Source organism: Paenibacillus sp. MSJ-34 (assembly GCF_018918005.1).
Taxonomy (GTDB): Bacteria; Bacillota; Bacilli; order Paenibacillales; family Paenibacillaceae; genus MSJ-34.
The window spans coordinates 42,635-63,495 of record NZ_JAHLPR010000030.1 but is presented as its reverse complement, the minus strand read 5'-3'; the positions used below and the strand labels follow the sequence as shown (position 1 = coordinate 63,495).

Below are 20,861 nucleotides of genomic sequence, written 5' to 3'. Positions count from 1 at the left end.
GGCGGCGAAAAGTTTCCGTAAAAAAGCGTTACCCCTGAAAACAAAAATACAATCTGAGTGCAGACACGCTCGATCTGCATCCAGATTGTATTTTTCAACTAATTCCCTATAAAACTGGCGATCAGAACGAGCTATCAGCCGCATACGATCATGATTGGGCGATGACTTGCCTTCACGCGCCTAGCTGCCAAGCCAAGTTCGGCTTTAAACGGTACCCCTCAGGGGATAAGGAAGGAAAGCGATCCGCCGAACTGCCTACAAAACCATCGAAACTGCGAATTATGTATGGCGACCGCCGCCAAACCATCACTGAAGCACAGTTAACTGGCGAAAAAGGTGATGACTGCATGTATGCGAAGGCGCGGCGGGCGAACTACGCCTACCACGTTTAAACTCTACCAGCGCTATTATTGCGCCGCGCAACCGATATTGGCGAAATTATAGGGAAGTCGCGGGGAGGACGCTAATGTGAGAGGGGAGGGGAATTGCTTCATTGAGGTGACCTAACCGATTTGTGTTGCACTCATTTTAATGTTGCCTCTTTGCTCGATCTTCCGCGTTCCTATGCCCTCTTATATATTCTAACTCGGTTTTACTTTCCCTAAAGTTAAGCCTTCTTACAGGGAAATAAAAAAAATGTGCCTCCAACATGAGCACAAACAGGAAGCACATTTCGATAGGTTTTAATGGCTTTGATGGTTTTAGAATGGATTCATAGGTTTTACAAACCATTTGAATGGTTTCAGAACCATTACACTACCACGATGTATAATCAAACTCGGATATCTGGTCTAGAAGGGAAGCAGGAATGTCAAAGTTAATCCAGAGATATTCATCATTCCGGCGCCGCGCTTCGGAGCTAGACGCTACAAAAACATTCTTGAGGTACAGTTTCTGCCAGCCCGCAGATACTAGTCTGTCATAGCAAGGATTGTCATAGCCGCTAAGTGCCACCTTTAATCCACTCGTGTCGAGCAACAGATCGACCAGTTGCTCATGAGCGACCAGAGTCCAAGATCTTGCACCGTAGTGATCTTTTAAGACCATCTGGTCAGGGGTGTACGGAGGATCAAGGTAGGCGAATGCATCATCCCTGCCATTCAACAATTTCAACAGTTCGCGGCAGTCTCCATGAGTAACCTCAATATCCGCTAAGGTCGAATAGAACAAGTCCAGTTCCCGCACTCTTTTGAAATACGAACGGAGCCGTTTCTGATCCTTCACCCGCGAGAAATCGAAGGTTTCCATATCCGCCGCCCTCGACTGCATGGCGAGAATGAAAACATAAGCTGCCGATGTGACGTTATCAAGCCTGAAGTCCGACCCCTGCGACAGCATACGCGCCTCGTACTCCCTTGCATGTTTGGCACGAAGAAAAACCTCTTCTCCAACCCCCAAGTCCTCCAACAAAGCCATTAGATCATAGAGATATTCCTTAGACCCAAGGCAACAAAAAAGTGCGCTTAAACCACGATCAAGATCATTGAACAAACGATGCTCAAAAAGATTTATTGGAAGATTCAACAGCATTCTCGCGCCACCGCCGCACATCTCGTAGTAATGAGTTAGCCCATAAGCCTGCGCCGCATAGGTGATTATAGGCACGATGTTGGGGATTAAAGCGGATTTTCCACCAATATAACTGATAACCGAGTGTGGATGCCCGTTATTATTTGCTAAACTGCGCTCACGCCTAACAGCGCCCATTGTACCCCCTCCAAGAGCTATTCTTGACCGAGCGCATCGATCCTGAAGATGTAGAAGCGCTTGACCTCTTTGGAGCTAATATTAGGCTTTACAGGCTCCTGTAAGCGCGGCTGACGACTCAGCTTGAGTAAATAACCACCTTCACGCCAGCCCCGAGTGATCTCCATAAAACGAACGCTCTTTGTACTGCCCTCCAGATTCAGAATCTCCATTAGCGCCTCTGTCGTAATACCAACCACATTGCTGCCATACTTTTCTGCGTACTGCTCCGTGTCAAGTCGTACCCCCGATGACACACCATGCTTATAAGCATCCGAACTGATCGTGGGGAAAGCATCTGGATCGCTAAGAACCGCATCTGATATCATCTCGAACAGTTCCAAGCTCTCGTCCATGCTTGCCGAGCCTTCCATCTCAGCCAATAGGTTCGGCACTCTCCTGAAAATACCGTTTATTTTAAGATGCTTCACATAGTCGATGGTTTTATGTAGCTCATTCTTCTCCATGCTCCCAAAAACATTTAAGTCTCTGAGATATTCATCGAACCGATCACGCAAATCGATGACCAAAAAGCACTTCGAAGCCCCACCCTCGAGCTTTGTGGTAAACCTTACAGCATACGTACTTTCCGTATATGATGGATGCTTGCCATATAAAAGCTCGATCTCCCATAGATCAGCTACTGGATTCGCCATTTCCTTGCCTTGAGCGCTTGCTGCGGCACTGCTGCGCTCCTTGACCAACTGTAACATAAAGATTCTCCTCTCGTTGAATTTATCGCACCTAAAGCAGAGAACGTGAAGCTTGTCGACTATCTCTCTAGGTAAATTGTATCAAATATTTCTGAGAAGGGGAATCCATAATTAAGATAGCCGACTAAATGAGCCGATACATCCTAATTGCTACCAAGCATAAAAATGTCGCGAGAGAGTCGGTCAAACTGCGTCAAAAAGTACCCCAAATAGAGAATACGGATCGGAGGGTTTGGAAACATGTGCCCCACAGTAACTCCATGAAAAATGCCCGATTTCCTATAAAAGACTGCTATTTTCAAAACCTAACTGTCGGCGTAGATAAAATATACAAACCGAGCAAATATAACTCAAGATTTTACTAGATGATCACCCATGAACGTAACGTGCTGCGACATTTTAAATTACAAATCCCGCCCAAGGAATCAACAACCCATCTGAACATCCAGTCTGTTCAATAAGAAAGAGGTGATGCTCCGAAGAACACCACCTCTTTATCCCCAAACTCTGAGCTACTTACTTAGTAAGTTCTGGTCCGAAAGTAGGTTGAGAGAAGATAGTCATAGTGGAAGGAATCTTGCTAAGATTAACTTTTGTAAACGTTCCTGAAGTGTACTTGAACCATGTGTCGTGTACTTTTACATACACATCCGCATGGTTACTTCCACCTAGAACAGCAGAACTGAAACCAAAGGAGTCGAAAGTTGCAGAGTATGTTTGTGCCGTTGCATCGCAATCTGTGACCCCTCCTACTAAGGCATCATACGCAGAGATCGGATCACCAACGCCAACATCTTTCACTCCTTTAAGAAGATTACTTCCTGTTTTTGCCCCTAAGTAAACCTGTGTTATTTCTTCCTTTGTAGCTCCCGCTGAAACAAGCTGACCAATGGAATTCTCAGCGATCTTTAATTCCATAAATTCGTCAGTATTAGGAGCATAGTTACTAGCTCTATCCCCATCAATATAACGAATGTAATAATCCACCAACGTACCACTGGATTTTGTTTCGGCAACAGCACTATTAACGATCTTCATTACTTGATCGTATTGGGATTGGTTAGCACTTGCATAGGTATGCTTGCCGTAGGAAACCTTGATTCCGTTGACAACTTGGGAACCACCTTGATCGACTTGACCTCCACCATTACCGCCACCCACATTACCTGCAGGGCTTGTGATAGTCGCTGTTGAAGTAGCGTTATCCCACTTCACATCAGCACCCAATGCCTCTGACACAAAGCGGAGAGGAACCATAGTCGAGCCATTGATGACCTCAGCTTTCGCTGCCAAAGTCACCTTCTTGCCATTGACTATCGCCGTAGACTGACCAACGGTGAGCTTGATGGTCGTATCACCCTTGTTGGCGGTGACCGTTTGAGAAGGTTGATCCCATTTAACATCTGCCTTCAACGCCTCGAACACGCCCCTAAGCGGTACAAGTGTGCTTCCATTCTTTACGACTGCGGGCTGGTCAAACGTCTGCTTGACCCCGTCAATAAGGACAGTGACCTCTTTATTATTGGATTGCGTTTCAGGCTTAGGCGAAGTTGTTTCACTCTTGGAGCCGCCGGAAGAAACGTTCGCAATAGTCGAGAAAGACCAAGTCTTGTTGAGAGTTTTACCTTCAAATTCAGGGTTATATAGTGGTTTATAGTCTACCGAAACTGTGTACTTTTCGTTGCTTCTGAATGGCTCTTTAGTGTAGAAGAACCAGAAACCGTAATACCACTCAGCGTAATAAGGAACATTATTTCCCTTGCTGTCCTTGATAGTCGCATCGATTTTTTTAGTGTCTAACGTGTACGGTACATACATCGAAATAACATAACCCGACTTCGTCAAACCAAATTGTCTTAACGGGTTTGGATCTTCACTAGCACCAAGGAACGTTGTAGGTACGTCCTTCTGCCCATCATAAGGGTAAAGTGAGGAATCCCCGTTTTCCTTAAAGCCCACATCGACCATTACAAATCTTTTATTTACAAAAGCTACACCGATTTGATCAGCAGAAGGAATCAGGAATGGACGTCTGTGGTAAGCTGCATCAAGCATGCGGTCAATAGAGTCTTTTACTGATGATCCATCAATCAGCATAACCTCTCCTGCTCGTCTAGCAAGCGTATCATCACCACCGACAGCCAAAACTCTATCTTTAGGAGTCACACCAGTAAAACCTTTCTTTCCCTCGATCTCATCGTGATCGTAAGGATTCCCCGCATTCAAGTAGTTCGCATGGTTTTCAGCCGCTTTCGTAAGGAACGGGTTCAACTTAACTTCACCGAGTCCCGCATCCTTACGAATTTTGTTAATGTAATCCAAAGCTTCAGTCGCTTCCTTTGAATATTCAATGTCAGAAGAAGCGATTTGAACTGGATTATTGCTCGATGCTGCAAAAACACTGTTGCCTCCAAGCACCAATGAGAATGCAAGCAAAGCTGCTGTTAATTTTTTCGTTTTCATGTTACCCCTCCGTAGATCCATCTCGGTAAAATAGAAGAAGCAGAAGGAATACTGCATCCGTCTGCTCCTTCTAAAAAAGAAAATCATCTTATTTTATGGTGCCGCCGAATGTCGGGGGAGATAGAAAATAGAAACCCGGCTGCGAAAGAAGATACGCTACATCCGACTTAGCAAACGTTCCATTCATGGGGGCTACCCATTCACCATTAATTTGGACGAAAGCAGAAGCATGATTATCCCCGGCTATAACAGCAGTGTTATAGCCATACATATCGAAGATTGCAGAGTAAAGATAGGCTTCGGGATCACAATCACGTACTCCCCTTATAAGAAGATCAGCAAGTGAGTTAGGCGAGCCGTCATCTATAACTTTAGAAGTACCTATCAAATCTACTCCTACGATGGAGAGTTTCATCAAATCCATGATTTTCTCTTTTTCCAGCCCTAAATCGACTAAAGTTTTAAAGTTCTTTTCAGCGCTAGTTAATCCCATGCTCTCTATCGTATTTCTCTCGTAATTCGAAGCCCTATCTCCATCCCAGTAACTTTCGTAATATTCAGCGTAACGATCTCCGCCAACCTTAACGGTCTTTAGGCGACTAGTCACTTCCTGCTCTAACACCGCCATTACTTCATCGTATTCAGCTTGATTCTTAGAGCCGTAATGATGCTTGCCATATTTCACTTTGATTCCGAAAACGACTTGTCCTGAACCTTGATTAGCTTGACCACTTCCGCCCTTGCTTGTGATGGTCGCTGTGTATGTATCTCCGTTCCATTTTACGTCCGCCCCAAGTGCTTCACTGACAAAACGAAGCGGCACCATCGTTGAACCGTTGAGTGTTTGCGCCTGAGCGGATAGCTCAATAGCGCGATCATTTATGTAAGCTGTTCTTTGATCGACTGTTAGCTTGATAACTGTATCGCCCTTTGTTGCTGTTACCGAGTGCGAAGCCTCGTTCCAAAGAACCTTAGCTCCTAATGCTTCGAAGATACCCCTGAGCGGCACTAAAGTGCTACCATCCTTTACGACCGCTGACTGCGGGAATTGCTGAACTTTTCCGTCAATGATGACGGTGACCGCCTTGTATTGCTGTGTGGCGGATTGAATACTTACCTCGCCTGATTTACCCTGCGCGGCGACTGTGCCGCCTGTAGCCAACATGGACGCGATTAAAGCTGCGCCGAGGGCTGTGGAAACTATCTTACTGTTTCGGATGACCATGAACATACCTCCAATATGTATACTGTGATAAGCAGCTCAAGACTGCGGCGAGCCGAGTGACTATGTGACTATGGGAAGGGGAGAGTCCGACCTAAATCTACGTGGTGTCCAGTTGTCCAACTCTTCCCCTCTTGAGCATCATCGATTTTTCCGAGACTCCACTAAACCAATTTGTCTTATATCCCCCGATGACTCCCAAATTGATCGATGTTTCTAGTTGTTTCTGAAAAAAACCCTCATATTTATCCCAATTTAGAAAGCCAAACTTTGCATTTTTCCATAGGCATTGATGGCATTCGATGGTTTTCAGTGGTTCGGATAGGCTTCTCAAACCATTACGTAGGATCACAACCAATACGAACGCACATTCCTATTTAATTTAATTTACAATAATTTACTTTTTGTTGGATACTCGATCTGGTGTTTCTATTATAGCGTACTGACAATGGTTGTAAAAGGAGTTTTCTCCCTTGAATGACCATTCCTTAATCATAAAACAAGTCATTGGCAAGACCATTAAAGCAATTCGATTAAAGCAGGGATTAAGTCAAGAGGATCTCGCAGGGTTTACCGAAGTCGACCGTGCCTACATATCACTTATAGAAGTTGGCAAGAACGAACCATCCGTCAGCAAGATATTTGAACTTTGCGAAGGGCTTCAAATAAAACCTTCAGCCTTTTTCAAAATTATCGAAGCAGAGTATGAAAATCTTAAAGAATCTAGTACCAATGCTGACTAAAGTCTTAGTAGCTATCAGCCAATCGCTGATAGCTCTATTTCTTTAATTTTATCTAAGGTTGAACTAATTTTCAGTTGACGATGAGTACCATTCGCAAATTGATATACAACTTTAGTCCCAAATTGCCGATATATTTTTTAATAGGAATTGGTTATGTTTGGGAGGATTTTGGTTGTGGATATACGTCATGATTTTGGTCAACGTTGTAAAGAATTAAGGGCTCGGTCGGGCATGTCTCAAGAAATATTAGCCTATCGTTCTGGGCTTGATCGGAGCTATATCAGCGGTGTAGAGCGCGGCGAACGGAACATCAGCATCTTAAATATTCAAAAGATCGCGGCTGCACTAAAGGTTTCGGTTGAATATATGTTCTCTGGTGAACGTTTTTCAGCAACTACTGCATACCAACAGAGGGATTTCACCGAGCCATTTCTAAAGCGATTTCAATACCACGTTGATCCTGAGACTCGAGTATTAGCTTTTTCAGTAAAAGGTCTTCTGACTCCACAAGATGTTGATTACATGGATAGAACGTTGATCGGGATTTGCAACAGTTTTGGCAAAGGGGAAATGAATCTTCTAGTGGATCATCGCGACATGCTAGCCGCAGACGGGGAACCTGTAGTCTATTCTCCTGAGGTTGCTGAGAAAGCAGTTGCGTTTCAGCAGAAGCTCTTAAGGTCAACTAAGAAAGTCGCTGTACTTTGCAACTCGGAGTTCATGGTTCATAATCTTCGGCACGTGACAATGGAGAGCGGCATATACGAACATTCCAATCCGCTGTTTGGGAAAGACAAAGACATGGTACAACAAGCTTATGAGCTTCTTGGCATTAACGGAAACGAACTGATAAAAGAGAAGAAACAGTAGAGCCGCCAGCTTCATTCTTTGGCGGCTCATCTGCTATCATAGTCGTTTCGAGATGCCATTCAAAAGATGCTTCCATATCTGCAGCCCATCAGTGATCCCAGCATAATATAGACTTTCCTTTTCAAGTGTATGGCGGTAGTTTAAAATTTCTTCCCATCCAAGAATGAGTTGATAAAGTTGAGGACTTAGTACCTCTTTCAACTGATTCTCCAGTTCAACTTGTTTCAGTCTTAAAGGTTCAATCTCAGGCATTTTCCCGATAATATTTGCCTGTTCGTTAAAGCGCCCATCAAACGCTGCTTTGATCCATTCTGGTAAAGGCTGTTGTTCCAAAATAAAATCCCCTCCTGAGGTAAAAGTTCGTTGATCTTACCGTAGAAGGGGATAGTTTTCAATGACGAGTTTCGGTTCGTCTTCGTGCTCTGGATTTAATCTAGTCAATTTACCTGTTCTCGCCATTTCTCAATTAGATCGTCACGGATCGAACGTAAACTCTGAATTTCTTCGATGATTTCCTGCCGCCGCTCTCGGGTCGTATTCGCATGGCTATGCTCAAGAGCGAGCTTGCAATGCTTTCGAACGATGGATAGTAGCATTTGTGTCTGTGTGTCGTCTAGTTCGATGCCGACCAGTGAACTGCGGCACGATTCACGTGTATCATTACATAAATGAGAAATAGTGGTCATGTAAAAACCTCCCAAGGAACAAGTTGTTGTTTGTTGTAACTTGATTGGGAGGTATCCGCAAGTCTTAATAAAGCTTATATTGCTTGGTGTTCTTCAATACTTCCTTTGAGCCAACCTGTCACATCTCATCTATTCTTTGCGTACCATCAATATTAGGCATTCCACATGCACCGTATGCGGAAACATATCCACCGGCTGCGCCTCGGCGACGCGGTAGCCGCCGTCGGCGAGGGCGCGCAGGTCGCGCGCGAGCGTCGCGGGGTTGCACGAGACGTACACGATGCGCTCCGGGCGCATCGCGAGCAGCGTCTCGAGCAGGCGCGCGTCGCAGCCTTTGCGCGGCGGGTCGACGACGACGACGTCGGGCGACACGCCCTGCGCCTGCCAGCGCGGCATGACGTCCTCCGCCGCGCCCGCCGCGAACTCGGCGTTGACGATGCCGTTCAACGCCGCATTCGCGCGCGCGTCCTCGATCGCCTCCGGCACGATCTCGACGCCGTACACCTTCCCCGCGTACCGCGCGAGGAAGAGCGATATCGTCCCGATGCCGCAATAGGCATCGATGACGGTTTCCGCGCCGGTCAATCCGGCGTATTCGACCGCCTTGCGGTATAGGATCTCCGTTTGCACCGGATTGACCTGGTAGAACGAACGCGCCGAGATCGCGAAACGCACGTCCCCGATCGAATCGTAGATCACGTCGCGCCCCCACAGCACTTTCGTCGTATCGCCGAAGATGACATTCGTCCGCTTCGTATTGACGTTCTGGCAGATGCTGGCCACGCCCGGCACCCGCTCCCGAATTCGCGCCACCCACTCGTCGGCGCGCGGGATGCGCTCTCCGTTCGTGACGAGCACGATCATCAGCTCGCCGGTGCGGAAGCCGATCTTGACGACGACATGGCGCAGCAGCCCGGTTCCGGACTCCTCGTCGTACGCCGCAATCCCGAGCTCGCGCCCGATCGCCTTCACCTGACGCACGACCTCGTCGTTATGTTCGTGTTGAATCAAGCATGCTTCCATATCGATAATCCGATGGCTGCCGCGCGCGTAGAAACCGCCCACCAGACCGCCGTCCACGACGCCCACCGGCACTTGCGCCTTATTGCGGTAACGCCACGGATCGCTCATGCCGATCGTCGGATGCACGACAACGGCATCCGGAGCCGTGTCCCGATCCGTCCTGAATGCCGCATTCCCGCCAGGGCCGCCGATCTCCTGCAGATCGGCCGGTCGCCGCTCCGATGCCGCAACTTCCGGCATCACCGTCGCGAACTTCCCAATCCGCTCCAGCGTATCGACGACATGCTGCCGCTTCCAATCCAGCTGCGCCTCGTACGACATATGCTGCAGCTGGCATCCGCCGCATTGGCGGTATATCGGGCATGGAGCTTCGACCCGGTCCGCGCTTGCCCGCAGCACTTCAAGCAGCTTGGCGTAGCCGTACTGCTTCTTCACCTTCAACACTTTCGCGCGCACCTGTTCGCCCGGCAGCGCGCCCTGAATAAAAAGGGTATAGCCGTCCGTACGGCCTACCCCTTCCCCGTCATGCGTGAGGCCGACAATGTCGACCGTCACTTCCTCGTTTTTGGCGACAGGCACCCCGGACAAATCCGCAGCCCCGCCTCGTTGGCGCTTCCCGCGCGCGCCTTGCTTTCCATTCTTCCCGTTCATACGTTTATATCCGCTCCAACTGCTCTCGTAAGCTAATATCAATCACGATCATACTGTCGCCATGCAGCGACACATGAATTAATCCTCGGAAGCTCTGTCCGCATAGATCCGAATATGCGAAGGCAGCATCGTGAACGTGCAAGGCAGCGTGCCGCCCATCTCGCCGTCCAAATTCAACTGGACATGGCCCGGCGTCGAGACTTCCAACCGATTCGTCTGAAAATAAAGCAAATTCGGATCGCTGAAATGCTCTCCGCGCAGCGCCATGCCGGCGATGCGGATAAACTCGGCCAAATTGCATTTCTTGAGCATTAATACGTCGAACATGCCGTCGTCCACCCGCGCCTCGGGCGCAAGCCGCTCGAAACCGCCGACCGAGTTCGTGTTGGCGATCAGGAAGATCATAAACTCTTCCTCGAATTCCCCTACGCCGGCAGCGCGCACTTTCAGCTCGAACGGACGCAGATGCGTCATTTTCTCCAAGCCTTTCATATAATAAGCCAACTGGCCGATCATCGTTTTCAGCTTGCTCGGCACCTCGTACGTCAATTCCGTGAGCGACCCGCCCCCGGCAATATTAATAAAATATTTGTCGTTCGCCTTGCCGAGATCGATCGCCCGCGTCTCCTGGCGAATAATGAGATCGCAAGCATCGCTCCAATGGCGCGGAATCCCGAGCGCACGCGCGAAATCGTTCGTCGTCCCGAGCGGAAAAATGCCGAGCGGCGGCCGGTTCTCCCGTTCCGCCATCCCGTTGATCACTTCATATAACGTTCCGTCTCCGCCTCCGGCGAGTATCAAATCGAAGCCGCGGTCCACCGCATCGGCGGCCGCGCGGGTCGCATCGCCTTCGCCCATCGTCGCGAAGCAGGACGTCTCAATCCCGGCCATATCGAGCCGTTGCAAAATATCGGCGAGCCGTCTTTTTATTTCTTCCCTGCCGGAAGTTGGATTATAAATGAACCGTGCTCTTTTGATCATCCGAACGTCTCCGTTTACATATTATTCAACTTCAACAAAGCCGCCGCCTGCCGTTCGATCCACCGCGGTATGAGCGGATGGGGCAGCAGCGCGTTGCCGTCGTATCGATAAGCCGCGCCTTGCAGCCGCTCCGGAATGACATGGCCCGTAAAATATCCCGGACTTAAAAAAAGCGGCATAACAATGGGCGCAAGGGCCGTACTCTCCTTCCACAACCGCGCTTTCTCCCTGACTTGATCGGGCAGCAGCAGCGCATACCCGGCCGCGGCGAATCCGCCGCGTTCGGCAACATAGGCCGCCACGCGCCGCAGTCCTTCCTCCCATCTTGCCCGGAACAGAGGCAGATCGCTGCCATGCGCAACGATCAGTATCTCCTCCCGTTCGGCATGCACCGACAACGCCCGCGCCTTATCGACGATAATGTTCGCGAGCAAATCCGGATCCCCGTCCATCGGCTGCCCGAAATGAACGTTCGCGTCCACCCGAAACGGCGGCAAATCCGTCGGCGCGTCCGGAGCTTCCTTCGCCCCGAGAGCGTATGCAATTTCATCGACATGCGTGCTGCCGGAGGAGACGAAGAACGGAATGACGAACAAGTCGGTAACGCCTTGCGCTTCCAACCGATCGATGCCGTCCTGAATGAAGCGGCCTTCCACGATCTCAAGAAAAGAAACTTCGAAGGGTACTTCAAACGAAGAATTCCCCGCTTCCTCCCGGCGCTCCGCATCCGCCATAGCTTCAGATAGACGGACGTTGCGCGTTATCGCTGCCCAATTCACCTGGCGCACAGCCTCGTCGACGAGCCGAACCCAGCCCGGATCGCGGGAGCCGTGAGCGATAATAAGGAAGCCCGCTTTCATGATTACTGCTCCAATCGTTCTAATGCCATTCTATACCCGTCGTTGCCGTAATTCAAACAACGCTTCACGCGGGAAATCGTTGCCGTGCTCGCGCCGGTCTCCGCCTCGATCTGGTTATACGTGCAGCCTTTCCCGAGCATGCGGGCCACTTCGAGCCGTTGGGACAAAGATTGGATTTCGTTCACCGTACATAAATCGTCAAAAAATATGTAGCATTCCTCAACGCTTTGCAATGTCAATATCGCTTCAAACAATTGATCGACCGTTTTATCGTTTAATTTTTTCAATTGCATCGTCTTAGCCCCCTGCCGATTCTACTATCACTTGTAATTTAATTGTACTTAGTTTACAAGCCCTTTTCAAGCTGTAAAGTTTTCATGCTTTACAGAATTGAAAGGTGAACTTCACCGCAGCGAACCGGGCATACGTCCAATCCTTATGTTAGCCTACCACATAGGATAGAGCAAGAAAACTAATCGGGAAGGAAAGTGATCCCATGCCCCAAGAAGGAAATGCGATGAATCATTATCGCGAAACGCCTTATCAGGGCGTTTACAATCCATATAATGCAGTGAATACGACCGGTCTCGTTCCCTATGCTCCACCCCAGGAGTTGGGGCTTGTGCCATATGCGAACCCCGCTCCCGTTCAGGCTCCCGCTGCGGCTGCTCCGAAAGCCGGAGGTTTCCCCAATCTGGGGGACTTGAAGGGCATTATCGACCGGATGGGAGGAATCGAAGGAATCGTCTCCACGATGGGCAAAGTGCAAAAAATTATGTCCAGCGTACAACAAATGGCTCCCGTAATGCGACTGATGATGGATATGTTTCTCCCCGGCAAAGCCAAAGTCAAAAAAACGATAGATCCCGAAGTGGACAAATGGAGGCCGCGCCGCCGCAGACGCCGCCGCGCCGGCAGTTCGACGCGCCGCCGCACGGCCGGACGCAACGGCAGACAAGGACAGGGCGCGAAATACCATGGCACGAGCGTGAAGAAAACGAACGGCGCAAGCCGGAAACCGACAAAAAACGCCGGTGTGCGGCGCCGCAAATAAGCGGCCGCATACCGGCATTGCAGCACGTCGTATATGGCATAAAGCCAATGCGGCGTGTTTTTATGTTTTGCGTTCGCTCACAAAAAAAGCCCGCCCTTCGGCGAAGCTTCATCCTTATCTATATGAAAAACACGTCGATCAATTTAAATATAATCATGGCCAACGCGGCGGAAATAGGAATCGTAATGATCCATGAGGCGACGATTTTCCCTGCCATCGACCACCGTACCGCCGAGAAGCGCTTCGCCGAACCGACCCCCAAGATGGCCGAAGTAATCGCATGCGTTGTACTGACAGGCAAATGGGTGAGCGTTGCGGTCAAAATAACGGAAGCCGCGCTGATATCGGCCGCAAATCCGTTAATCGGCTCGATTTTGAATATTTTCGTCCCCATCGTTTTAATAATTTTCCAGCCTCCGAGCGACGTTCCGAGCGCCATGGCAGTAGCTGCGGATAACTTGACCCATAAAGGCACTTCCAGATGGTCCTGCACTTCCGCCGCCACCAAGGCGAACGTAATAATCCCCATCGCCTTCTGCGCGTCGTTCGTTCCATGCGTAAACGATTGGAACGCAGCCGTTATGATTTGCCCCGTACGAAAGCCTTTATTCACCGTATGCGGACTATGCCGTCCGAATGTCCACTTGAATGTCGTCATGACGATAAAGCCGACGGCAAACGCGATGAGCGGCGAAAAAATAAGCCCCTGCACGATCGTCTTAAAGCCGCCCAAATTCAAACCCGACATGCCCGCTCCCGCAAATACCGCGCCGGCGAGCGCGCCGATCAACGCATGCGACGAAGATGACGGAATGCCGAACCACCAAGTGACCAAATTCCATATAATCGCGGCGATCAAAGTCGCGATGACGATCTCGACCCCGTTGTCGAGCTTGGCCGGGTCGGCGACGCTTCCCCCTATCGTTTTGGCAACCCCGGTAAAGGTCAACGCGCCGACAAAGTTCATCACGGCGGCCAGCAGTACGGCTACGCGCGGCGGAAGGGCCCGGGTCGAGACCGATGTCGCAATGGCATTGGCCGTATCGTGAAATCCGTTTATAAAGTCGAAAGCTAACGCCAAAAATATAACGATACCTAAAACGATCATCATCGAATCCATAATGTATGTATTGCACAGAACGTTGTCAGGTCTTTCCGCGCAATTCTATCCTCCTCGCTTCAAAGCATTCCTTGGGTTTCCTTACGAATTACGCATTATGATGGACTCCAACGTATTGGCAACATCTTCGCAGTAGTCGGTCGTTTGTTCCAAACGTTCGTAAATTTCCTTCCGCTTGATCAATTCGATCGGATCGGTTACCGTGGCGAACAGGCTTTTAATGCATGTGCGCAAAATTTCGTCGCCTTCGTTCTCCAGCTCGTTGACGCGAATCGTATGCTCGCGGATGGCCAGCAATTTTTTTTGCGACAAAAGGCGGATCGAATCCTGAATCTCGACGGCGCAACGCTGCAAAATACCGGCAAAAACGACGACTTGCTTATCGTGATCTTTCATTTGATACATATCGAAACGGGACACGCATGCTTCCACGCCGTCCATCACATCGTCCAGCGATGTGGCGAGCTCCATAATATCGTCCCGTTCGATCGGCGTAATAAACGTTTTGTTCAGTTCGGTTACGATCTTATGAACGTATCCGTCGCATTTGGATTCGTATTCTTTCATCACTTTGGCGAATGTCGGCAAATCGCCCGGATTTGCGACGCCTTTCGCAAAATGATCGATCGCTTGCACAATGGTGTCCGACATATTTTGCAACGTTTCAAAAAAGATATCGTTTCTCTTGAACATAGTTTGTCCCCTTCGCTCAAAATGCCTTTATGCCTGATTTTTTCCCTTAGTTATCTTATCACAATTGCCGAAAGTTGTGTAAAGGAAATGTAATGCTTTTTTTGAATTTCTTATAAAGTTTGCCGTAAAACGAACCGATCTATGTACCCGATTGTTCCTCATTGTCGGATGACGGAATAACGATATGGCTGTCGAATGTCGGCGAATTGGGAACGATGTGATAGTACGTTTTGCCCGGATAGAAAGGCAGTTCCCTGCCGTCTCTGCTAATGCGAATTATATCGCCCGGAGCGCGCGACCACCGGCATTCGATCATTTTGCCGCGCTGGAACAGAACGGCTTCGCCGCCTTGCTCCAAATTAATAGCCAGTCGCCCGATATCGTCCAACGTTTTATGATCCGCGCCGAGAACGACCAAATTCGTCGCCGTCAACTGCTCCTCCGTCTCCAAATCGATATGCGGCTTGCCGTCGATATAACGTTTGTACAGCTTCGTCTCCTCGTCGTATTCATAGGAAACGCGGTAGTTTTTCAATAGAAATTGCAGTTCGATCCGCTTTGCTTCCTCGCCTGACGGCAACGAATCTTCTTCTAGGAACGGATAGGCGGGGATCGCTGCGTCTTGTGCGTATTTCTTCTTCTCCGCCCCTTCTTTCAGTTTCGCGAGATCGGAATATAAGTTATGCGGCGCTTTGCGGGATTTATCCCGCCAATAATAATTCCCGGCATTCGTAATTTCATCCATATAATCTTTGCGCTGCTTCTGCAATATCGCATAAGCGTCGGGGCTGCCCCCCGCGTGCACCAATACGCCGTTGTAGCTCTCTCCGATATCGATCAAATACGGGCGGATGCTGCGAATCGGACCGATCTTGCCTTCGAATTGCTCCTCGCTTTGATAAATCGCGATAAGACGGGTAATGCCGCCTTCAGCCAACACTTCGTAAACGATATCCGCATGCGTCAATCCGGACTGCGGCCTTGCCTTGGACATATTGTTGATCATAACGGCGAACGGACGGCCGGTTGCGGGTTCCTCGAGCGGCATTCCCGTCAACGGCGCGACATGCTCCGGCTTCTCGACCTGCTGTTCGATTTCAGGCAATTCAGGCGCGACAGGAACCTCTTCCTGCAGCGTCTTCCCTTGTCCGCAAGCCGTTAGTAGAATCGTTACGATCATAATAAGCAGAGTGGCGTGATACCGCGCACTTGTTTTCTTCATGGAATGCCTCCCTCAAGCGTCTAGTAAATCCAAAGAAAATTATACCACGAAATGATAGATTTGCAGAAGGGACTTGAGCAAACGCGGGAAGGCGGGACTTTGTGAAAATGTGAACATTGTATGGAAACCGTCCGCAAAACATCAAAACTCGGGCGACTTTGTGATAAAAATCACATTGTAAGTATGATCTTCGTCATACAATAAAGACATAAAGAAACACCAAAGATTAAAAGAAACGGAGATGAGCGAGATGATCGTAAAATGGCTGAGAGAGAACGTTGTAGCATCGTGGTTACTGTTGGTGCTTCGATTATATCTTGGATACGAATGGATGACGGCAGGTTGGGGGAAAATTACGGGCGGGTTCGACGCCGGCGGATTCTTGACGGGAGCGATCGCCAAGGCGGGCGGCGACCATCCGGCAGTACAAGGGTGGTGGGCGGCCTTCCTGGAAAACTTCGCCATGCCGAACGTAGGTCTCTTTAACTTCCTCGTTCCTTGGGGCGAATTCCTGGTCGGGCTAGGATTGATTCTAGGCACATTCACTTGGTTCGCAGTATTGATGGGCATGGTTATGAACTTCGCCTTCTTGTTCTCGGGCACAGTCAGCACGAACGCCTTAATGCTCGCGCTTGAAATTTTCATCGTCGTCGCCGGTACGAATGCAGGCCGCATCGGTCTCGACCGCTACCTTATCCCTTATCTTCGCCGCTTATTCGGCAAGAAAGGCGAGAAGGGCGACCCATTCGTCAATCATACCCCTGCCGGTCAAATGTAATTTGCCGGCAGACCATCGAATATTCGCTGTTCCCCCCGCAACGAGCCGGTCGTCACGACCGGCTCGTTGCCTGTTCACCTCATGAAGGAAAATCGTCGGGATCGTCTTCCCGAATGTCGTACAACCCGTAGCTCTGCAAGAACAATTTGCGCGTCATGTAATTTTCCCCTTCATGGCCGGCATCCGCCACGGACTTCCCCGCATTCGGCACTGCGATATCGCCCGGTTCAAGATCGTCCACGTAACCGGGAGAATGGCTGTTGAACAATAGAGCTTTGGTCAATGCGTTTCCATGCTCGTCGTCTTGCGGCATATGCACCCTCCTAACCTGATTGGTACCGTAAAACCCGACTCTCGCTAAGAGTCTGTTCCTCGTCGATTTTACATTACCGTTAGTGTAGGGACATACGGCCGTTTTTTATGCAGCGCCGAGCGGACCTATATCGTCCAATGCTGCCAATCTTCCTGGCGCTGCTCGAGCCGGTTGAGCCACGACTTCGTCTTCTCGATCAATAGGCGCTGGTGGGGACCGGAAGAATACGTATGATCCGCTTGAAAAATAATTTCCTGATCGCAATGCCCTTCGCTGTATTGCCAGAATATTTTTTGATACAAATGGCAGTAGTCGACGGGAATGACGTCGTCGGAAGTTCCGTGCGCGAGCAGGACGTCTCCGCCGAACTTCCGCGCCTCGACGAACGGTTGATGCCGCGCCAGCGATTCGAAGAATCCTGCGCCGAACGAATACCCCAAATAATCCGCCACGCCTTGCATCGTCGCTTGATCGTAATTTTCCCGGCCGATAATTTTGACGATATCGTTGAACGGATACGCAACCGCCGACCAGAGGGCCAGCCGTTTTACCCTTTTATCCTTCACCGCAGTCAACAGCGCTATCGCGCCGCCCAAGCTGTGCCCGATCAACGTGACGCGAGTCGCATCGACGTTGCCGCAGCTAAGCGCATAGTCGATTACCGCACGCGTTTGGGCGATCATCGAATCCAAGCCGAGATAGCCGTATTCCCCCGTACTTTCCCCGCAGCCCGCATAGTCGAACCGTATCGTCAAATGCCCGGCTTCGGCCAATGCGCGCGCCGTCTTGACGAACAGACGGTCTACTCCGATGCGGTTGCCCGCGAACCCGTGGCAAATAATCGTAAGCGGAACGCGCGACGCCTGTCCATCCTGCGATGCCGCCCCTTTCGGATAATGGATTGCAGCCGCAAGCTCCAACGTTTCATGGCGAATTACGATTTGCCGTTCCATCGCCCATCCCTCCTGATTGCATCTATTTTAACTCGTTCGCCCTTAATCTGATAATTCCTATAAATTTACTATGTTTTATTTATACATCATTTTACCCGTCGGAGTCAATAGAGCGGTTAAGCAAAAATAACAATCGGTATGAACAGATTCGCGCAAGGGAAAAGTAAGCACAAAATACCGGACTTCGATCCGGACACGGAGGGGAAATTCCATGCTCCAAAATGCGCTGCAATTGCTTAAGACGTATTGGCTGCCTATTGTATTGATATGCGGCGTTGCGGTTGCAATGATTTATGTCTATGTGAAGCGCGAGCGGATTTTTTACAAGGAATAGCGATTCGGTTACGAATACCGGACATATACTTCGTCGTAGCTTTCGCCGGGCAGCTTCGGAATTTTGATTTGCAAATACGGCTCTTTATACAGCGCTCTGCTCTCCATCGATACGACAGGGGCGGGCAGTTTAATCATTTGCTCCCTGCCCCCCGGCAATCCTTCGATTTTGACCTGAAACGTATTGAGAAAGATGCGCAAGCTTTTGGGATTGATCTGCTTGGGAATCCGAATCCGGACGAATACAAAATGATGCGTTTCAAATACTTCGCAAGACAGCTGCGTTTCGCCGCTCCCGATATTCATCGTTGATACGCGGTTCAACACATCCTTCACATAATTTTCGATAGAGGACATATCCAATGAAAAATTATCGCCAAGCCCGTTGAAGGGGACGTTGTTTTTAAAAAACGGATCTTGGCCCGCCCACTCGAAACCGTCCGATTTTCGCCGCTTCATTCCGTTCATCTCCCTGTTTCGTCATCCATATATGATATGGAAAGGAGGCATTTGAAGTGAATGTTCAAAACATCAACTTTTGTAAAGGAGATTTTGAACAACCTTTTGAAGTGACAAATGGGCGGATATCCTCATACAATAAACATTGACTACGCAGACGACGGGTGGGATGTTAACAATGCCGGCAATTATCGGAAATATAAAAATCGTTAACGTCGGCCCCAGTTCCAACGTTCAAATGGGAGATACGGCTGCGATTGTACTCACAAGCAATTCCAAATCATATGCGGGCGCCAACTCCTTTACAACCGGCGATTCCATCGGAACCAACATCGCCAATAACCAAGGCAGCGGCACGAATACGAACGATCCGGATGTAGTTGACAACTCTACTGCGAAGGGTGTCTGACATGAATTTAACCGTGCATCAATGTATCACCATACAGCAGATTCGCATCGACTCCATTACGAATTCGTCTCACTTTCAAATCGGCACGGCAGGCGTCATCAAATCATTATCCAATTTGTATAATACCGGAGGATTTCCCGGTCCCGCCCCGCAACTTGGCCAGCCGCCGCCGTCGGGCGAGCCTCTGGTGCCATTGCCGTCCCCTGTAGTAAGATCGCAAAAAACGGCATAACGCATTAACAAGCCCTGCCCTGCATAGGATTGGAAGGGAAAGGGGGCGACACGATGCACCCGCATCTCTACGGACAAATGGCAAATCATCTCCATTGGCAGACGGAACAGCTCCGCCGGATGGAGCAAAGGGTTCAACATTTGGAACGTACGGTCAAACAGTTGAATGAGACCGTTTCGAACTTGGAACAGACGGTACGGCAATCGCAGGCGGATATCGATTCGTTGAAACAGCGCAGCCATACGACGATCGAACGAATCGAATACAAATTCGATCAATTGAAAATCGAAACGCTGGAAGGAACGTTAAACATCGGCATTGCGCCGGAAGGCGGAAAATCGATCGAAGAGTTCGAAGTAAACGGCCAATCGCTGGATCAACTGACGGGGCCGCAACAAACGGACCTATTCGACGGCGTTCAACAACAAGTTGTTCGATATTTGCACGAGGAAGTGCCGAGACAACTCGCCTTGGCTCAGCAGCAACACGCTCTTGCGCTTGAAGCGAACTATGCCGATACGGTCATTGAAGATATTCGCAAACAGATTGACGGGCGCATCCGTTATTATATATCCGGATCGGATTATGAAGCGGAGGGCGGCAATCCGGACGAAGAGATGTCGATGATCGCCGAGAAAGTCAAGCGCGACATTGACGAAGGATTGTCCCGGCACATTCAGTCACTATTAGATCGGAAAGGTTGACGATTGATGAATATGACGGTAGTAAACAAAGAAATTTGCGTCAAACAGATTCGGGTGATCGGCGTGGCTGCTTCTTCCGTTTTTTTGATCGGGGATACGAAAGTCATTACTTCATCCACCGTATTCGACACTCCGCCGGAAGCCGTTCTAACCGGGCCGTTGGTTCCGCTGTCACCGACTCGTTAAGCAGGTGGCGCTCATGGGCAGAATCTCTTGTGTCGCCAATATTTATATCGGAACCGTCTCGGACGCATCGACCTTTCTCGGCGGGGATGCGATTGCGCTTCGCGCGCAGACCAACGCTTTGGCGATTCAGCGGGAAGTGTCCGTCTTCTTCGAGGATGAAGGCAATTTCGCGGATTGGCCCGCCTTTACAAGACCGATTCCGCAACCGGGGATCGAAGAAGATCTAAATCTTACGATATATGACGAATGCCCGTTGATTAAGGTCGGCGCGATCAAGCTGACGGCCGTGTCAACCGCCTCGGCGTTTCAGGTGGGGTCGAATGCGCGAATGGATTTGGAATCCAGGCGCAAACATATCCGGCATTTCGTCACAGGCGTCCCGGAGGAGGCAAAAAGGCGCAAAGAGACGATCGTCATTTAACGACGAATCGTCTCTTTGTTATGCCG

26 protein-coding genes are annotated in these 20,861 nt (G+C 49.6%); 10 read left to right on the top strand and 16 right to left on the bottom strand.

The window, feature by feature from the left end; all coding sequences use genetic code 11:
• Positions 1-756: 756 nt before the first annotated feature.
• The 4 genes from KQI79_RS16120 to KQI79_RS16105 form a co-directional block, all read right to left on the bottom strand.
• Positions 757-1,707: a DNA adenine methylase gene (locus KQI79_RS16120; protein WP_216539264.1), complete on the bottom strand. Its 951-nt coding sequence runs from the start codon at positions 1,705-1,707 to the stop codon at positions 757-759.
• Between the two features lie 17 nt (positions 1,708-1,724).
• Complete coding sequence (locus KQI79_RS16115) at positions 1,725-2,459, bottom strand: hypothetical protein (protein WP_216539263.1); 735 nt, start codon at positions 2,457-2,459, stop codon at positions 1,725-1,727.
• Positions 2,460-2,975: 516 nt separating this feature from the next.
• Positions 2,976-4,922 (bottom strand): stalk domain-containing protein, encoded by a 1,947-nt coding sequence (locus tag KQI79_RS16110; RefSeq protein ID WP_253298196.1) that lies wholly within the window; start codon positions 4,920-4,922, stop codon positions 2,976-2,978.
• Between the two features lie 88 nt (positions 4,923-5,010).
• Positions 5,011-6,147, bottom strand: a complete 1,137-nt coding sequence (locus KQI79_RS16105) for a stalk domain-containing protein (protein ID WP_253298195.1) — start codon at positions 6,145-6,147, stop codon at positions 5,011-5,013.
• A 470-nt stretch (positions 6,148-6,617) separates the two neighbouring features.
• Here KQI79_RS16105 and KQI79_RS16100 point away from each other — a divergent pair, with 470 nt between their 5' ends.
• On the top strand, positions 6,618-6,887 hold the full coding sequence (locus KQI79_RS16100; RefSeq protein WP_253298194.1) for a helix-turn-helix domain-containing protein: 270 nt from the start codon (positions 6,618-6,620) through the stop codon (positions 6,885-6,887).
• A 174-nt stretch (positions 6,888-7,061) separates the two neighbouring features.
• On the top strand, positions 7,062-7,757 hold the full coding sequence (locus tag KQI79_RS16095; RefSeq protein WP_367398207.1) for a helix-turn-helix domain-containing protein: 696 nt from the start codon (positions 7,062-7,064) through the stop codon (positions 7,755-7,757).
• Between the two features lie 36 nt (positions 7,758-7,793).
• On the opposite strand, the gene KQI79_RS16090 is transcribed toward KQI79_RS16095, so the two are convergent.
• The 6 genes from KQI79_RS16090 to KQI79_RS16065 all read right to left on the bottom strand — a co-directional run bounded on the left by KQI79_RS16090 (position 7,794) and on the right by KQI79_RS16065 (position 12,251).
• The gene (locus KQI79_RS16090) at positions 7,794-8,090 is read right to left on the bottom strand and encodes a hypothetical protein (RefSeq protein ID WP_216539260.1); all 297 of its coding nucleotides are present in this window, start codon (positions 8,088-8,090) and stop codon (positions 7,794-7,796) included.
• A 104-nt stretch (positions 8,091-8,194) separates the two neighbouring features.
• A complete protein-coding gene (locus KQI79_RS16085) occupies positions 8,195-8,443 on the bottom strand; it encodes a hypothetical protein (RefSeq protein WP_216539259.1) in 249 nt (82 codons plus the stop codon).
• A gap of 129 nt (positions 8,444-8,572) precedes the next feature.
• Positions 8,573-10,117: a 23S rRNA (uracil(1939)-C(5))-methyltransferase RlmD gene (rlmD, locus tag KQI79_RS16080; protein WP_216539258.1), complete on the bottom strand. Its 1,545-nt coding sequence runs from the start codon at positions 10,115-10,117 to the stop codon at positions 8,573-8,575.
• A 78-nt stretch (positions 10,118-10,195) separates the two neighbouring features.
• The gene (locus KQI79_RS16075) at positions 10,196-11,098 is read right to left on the bottom strand and encodes a diacylglycerol kinase (RefSeq protein ID WP_216539257.1); all 903 of its coding nucleotides are present in this window, start codon (positions 11,096-11,098) and stop codon (positions 10,196-10,198) included.
• Positions 11,099-11,112: 14 nt separating this feature from the next.
• On the bottom strand, positions 11,113-11,958 hold the full coding sequence (locus KQI79_RS16070) for a sirohydrochlorin chelatase (protein WP_253298193.1): 846 nt from the start codon (positions 11,956-11,958) through the stop codon (positions 11,113-11,115).
• A gap of 2 nt (positions 11,959-11,960) precedes the next feature.
• Positions 11,961-12,251, bottom strand: a complete 291-nt coding sequence (locus KQI79_RS16065; protein WP_216539256.1) for a YerC/YecD family TrpR-related protein — start codon at positions 12,249-12,251, stop codon at positions 11,961-11,963.
• A gap of 224 nt (positions 12,252-12,475) precedes the next feature.
• Between KQI79_RS16065 and KQI79_RS16060 the strand changes: the two genes are divergently transcribed.
• Positions 12,476-13,012 (top strand): hypothetical protein, encoded by a 537-nt coding sequence (locus KQI79_RS16060; RefSeq protein WP_216539255.1) that lies wholly within the window; start codon positions 12,476-12,478, stop codon positions 13,010-13,012.
• A gap of 118 nt (positions 13,013-13,130) precedes the next feature.
• Here KQI79_RS16060 and KQI79_RS16055 read toward each other — a convergent pair whose 3' ends face one another.
• The 3 genes from KQI79_RS16055 to KQI79_RS16045 form a co-directional block, all read right to left on the bottom strand.
• Positions 13,131-14,132, bottom strand: a complete 1,002-nt coding sequence (locus KQI79_RS16055; protein WP_216539254.1) for an inorganic phosphate transporter — start codon at positions 14,130-14,132, stop codon at positions 13,131-13,133.
• Between the two features lie 81 nt (positions 14,133-14,213).
• Complete coding sequence (locus KQI79_RS16050; RefSeq protein WP_216539253.1) at positions 14,214-14,825, bottom strand: DUF47 domain-containing protein; 612 nt, start codon at positions 14,823-14,825, stop codon at positions 14,214-14,216.
• Between the two features lie 139 nt (positions 14,826-14,964).
• The gene (locus tag KQI79_RS16045) at positions 14,965-16,047 is read right to left on the bottom strand and encodes a DUF3048 domain-containing protein (protein WP_216539252.1); all 1,083 of its coding nucleotides are present in this window, start codon (positions 16,045-16,047) and stop codon (positions 14,965-14,967) included.
• A gap of 250 nt (positions 16,048-16,297) precedes the next feature.
• Between KQI79_RS16045 and KQI79_RS16040 the strand changes: the two genes are divergently transcribed.
• The gene (locus KQI79_RS16040) at positions 16,298-16,825 is read left to right on the top strand and encodes a DoxX family protein (protein ID WP_216539251.1); all 528 of its coding nucleotides are present in this window, start codon (positions 16,298-16,300) and stop codon (positions 16,823-16,825) included.
• Between the two features lie 79 nt (positions 16,826-16,904).
• On the opposite strand, the gene KQI79_RS16035 is transcribed toward KQI79_RS16040, so the two are convergent.
• Together KQI79_RS16035 and KQI79_RS16030 are read right to left on the bottom strand one after the other, a co-directional pair.
• Positions 16,905-17,138 carry a hypothetical protein gene (locus KQI79_RS16035; protein WP_216539250.1) on the bottom strand — a complete coding sequence of 78 codons (234 nt, stop codon included), beginning with the start codon at positions 17,136-17,138 and terminating at the stop codon, positions 16,905-16,907.
• Positions 17,139-17,263: 125 nt separating this feature from the next.
• Positions 17,264-18,091: an alpha/beta hydrolase gene (locus KQI79_RS16030; protein WP_216539249.1), complete on the bottom strand. Its 828-nt coding sequence runs from the start codon at positions 18,089-18,091 to the stop codon at positions 17,264-17,266.
• 211 nt (positions 18,092-18,302) lie between these two features.
• Here KQI79_RS16030 and KQI79_RS28035 point away from each other — a divergent pair, with 211 nt between their 5' ends.
• Entirely contained in the window at positions 18,303-18,425 is a 123-nt protein-coding gene (locus KQI79_RS28035) for a hypothetical protein (protein WP_290370038.1), read from the top strand.
• Between the two features lie 8 nt (positions 18,426-18,433).
• On the opposite strand, the gene KQI79_RS16025 is transcribed toward KQI79_RS28035, so the two are convergent.
• Positions 18,434-18,883: an alpha-crystallin domain-containing protein gene (locus tag KQI79_RS16025; protein ID WP_216539248.1), complete on the bottom strand. Its 450-nt coding sequence runs from the start codon at positions 18,881-18,883 to the stop codon at positions 18,434-18,436.
• Between the two features lie 178 nt (positions 18,884-19,061).
• On the opposite strand from KQI79_RS16025, the gene KQI79_RS16020 reads away from it, so the two are divergent.
• The 5 genes from KQI79_RS16020 to KQI79_RS16000 are packed head-to-tail and all read left to right on the top strand — an operon-like array spanning position 19,062 to position 20,835.
• Positions 19,062-19,292, top strand: coding sequence for a spore germination protein (locus tag KQI79_RS16020; protein WP_216539247.1), 231 nt, complete (start codon positions 19,062-19,064; stop codon positions 19,290-19,292).
• A gap of 1 nt (position 19,293) precedes the next feature.
• Positions 19,294-19,524, top strand: a complete 231-nt coding sequence (locus KQI79_RS16015; protein WP_216539246.1) for a spore germination protein GerPB — start codon at positions 19,294-19,296, stop codon at positions 19,522-19,524.
• A 53-nt stretch (positions 19,525-19,577) separates the two neighbouring features.
• Positions 19,578-20,228, top strand: a complete 651-nt coding sequence (gene gerPC, locus KQI79_RS16010) for a spore germination protein GerPC (protein ID WP_216539245.1) — start codon at positions 19,578-19,580, stop codon at positions 20,226-20,228.
• Between the two features lie 6 nt (positions 20,229-20,234).
• Entirely contained in the window at positions 20,235-20,414 is a 180-nt protein-coding gene (locus KQI79_RS16005; protein ID WP_216539244.1) for a spore gernimation protein GerPD, read from the top strand.
• A 13-nt stretch (positions 20,415-20,427) separates the two neighbouring features.
• The gene (locus tag KQI79_RS16000) at positions 20,428-20,835 is read left to right on the top strand and encodes a spore germination protein GerPE (protein ID WP_216539243.1); all 408 of its coding nucleotides are present in this window, start codon (positions 20,428-20,430) and stop codon (positions 20,833-20,835) included.
• Positions 20,836-20,861 lie beyond the last annotated feature (26 nt).

Excerpts from the sequence above, each read along its gene's own strand:
- KQI79_RS16120 (WP_216539264.1), bottom strand. The coding sequence starts at position 1,707 with ATGGGCGCTGTTAGGCGTGAGCGCAGTTTAGCAAATAATAACGGGCAT.
- KQI79_RS16115 (WP_216539263.1), bottom strand. The coding sequence starts at position 2,459 with ATGTTACAGTTGGTCAAGGAGCGCAGCAGTGCCGCAGCAAGCGCTCAA.
- KQI79_RS16110 (WP_253298196.1), bottom strand. The coding sequence starts at position 4,922 with ATGAAAACGAAAAAATTAACAGCAGCTTTGCTTGCATTCTCATTGGTG.
- KQI79_RS16105 (WP_253298195.1), bottom strand. The coding sequence starts at position 6,147 with ATGGTCATCCGAAACAGTAAGATAGTTTCCACAGCCCTCGGCGCAGCT.
- KQI79_RS16085 (WP_216539259.1), bottom strand. The coding sequence starts at position 8,443 with ATGACCACTATTTCTCATTTATGTAATGATACACGTGAATCGTGCCGC.
- rlmD (WP_216539258.1), bottom strand. The coding sequence starts at position 10,117 with ATGAACGGGAAGAATGGAAAGCAAGGCGCGCGCGGGAAGCGCCAACGA.
- KQI79_RS16075 (WP_216539257.1), bottom strand. The coding sequence starts at position 11,098 with ATGATCAAAAGAGCACGGTTCATTTATAATCCAACTTCCGGCAGGGAA.
- KQI79_RS16070 (WP_253298193.1), bottom strand. The coding sequence starts at position 11,958 with ATGAAAGCGGGCTTCCTTATTATCGCTCACGGCTCCCGCGATCCGGGC.
- KQI79_RS16065 (WP_216539256.1), bottom strand. The coding sequence starts at position 12,251 with ATGCAATTGAAAAAATTAAACGATAAAACGGTCGATCAATTGTTTGAA.
- KQI79_RS16060 (WP_216539255.1), top strand. The coding sequence starts at position 12,476 with ATGAATCATTATCGCGAAACGCCTTATCAGGGCGTTTACAATCCATAT.
- KQI79_RS16055 (WP_216539254.1), bottom strand. The coding sequence starts at position 14,132 with ATGGATTCGATGATGATCGTTTTAGGTATCGTTATATTTTTGGCGTTA.
- KQI79_RS16050 (WP_216539253.1), bottom strand. The coding sequence starts at position 14,825 with ATGTTCAAGAGAAACGATATCTTTTTTGAAACGTTGCAAAATATGTCG.
- KQI79_RS16045 (WP_216539252.1), bottom strand. The coding sequence starts at position 16,047 with ATGAAGAAAACAAGTGCGCGGTATCACGCCACTCTGCTTATTATGATC.
- KQI79_RS16040 (WP_216539251.1), top strand. The coding sequence starts at position 16,298 with ATGATCGTAAAATGGCTGAGAGAGAACGTTGTAGCATCGTGGTTACTG.
- KQI79_RS16035 (WP_216539250.1), bottom strand. The coding sequence starts at position 17,138 with ATGCCGCAAGACGACGAGCATGGAAACGCATTGACCAAAGCTCTATTG.
- KQI79_RS16030 (WP_216539249.1), bottom strand. The coding sequence starts at position 18,091 with ATGGAACGGCAAATCGTAATTCGCCATGAAACGTTGGAGCTTGCGGCT.
- KQI79_RS28035 (WP_290370038.1), top strand. The coding sequence starts at position 18,303 with ATGCTCCAAAATGCGCTGCAATTGCTTAAGACGTATTGGCTGCCTATT.
- KQI79_RS16025 (WP_216539248.1), bottom strand. The coding sequence starts at position 18,883 with ATGAAGCGGCGAAAATCGGACGGTTTCGAGTGGGCGGGCCAAGATCCG.
- KQI79_RS16020 (WP_216539247.1), top strand. The coding sequence starts at position 19,062 with ATGCCGGCAATTATCGGAAATATAAAAATCGTTAACGTCGGCCCCAGT.
- KQI79_RS16015 (WP_216539246.1), top strand. The coding sequence starts at position 19,294 with ATGAATTTAACCGTGCATCAATGTATCACCATACAGCAGATTCGCATC.
- gerPC (WP_216539245.1), top strand. The coding sequence starts at position 19,578 with ATGCACCCGCATCTCTACGGACAAATGGCAAATCATCTCCATTGGCAG.
- KQI79_RS16005 (WP_216539244.1), top strand. The coding sequence starts at position 20,235 with ATGAATATGACGGTAGTAAACAAAGAAATTTGCGTCAAACAGATTCGG.
- KQI79_RS16000 (WP_216539243.1), top strand. The coding sequence starts at position 20,428 with ATGGGCAGAATCTCTTGTGTCGCCAATATTTATATCGGAACCGTCTCG.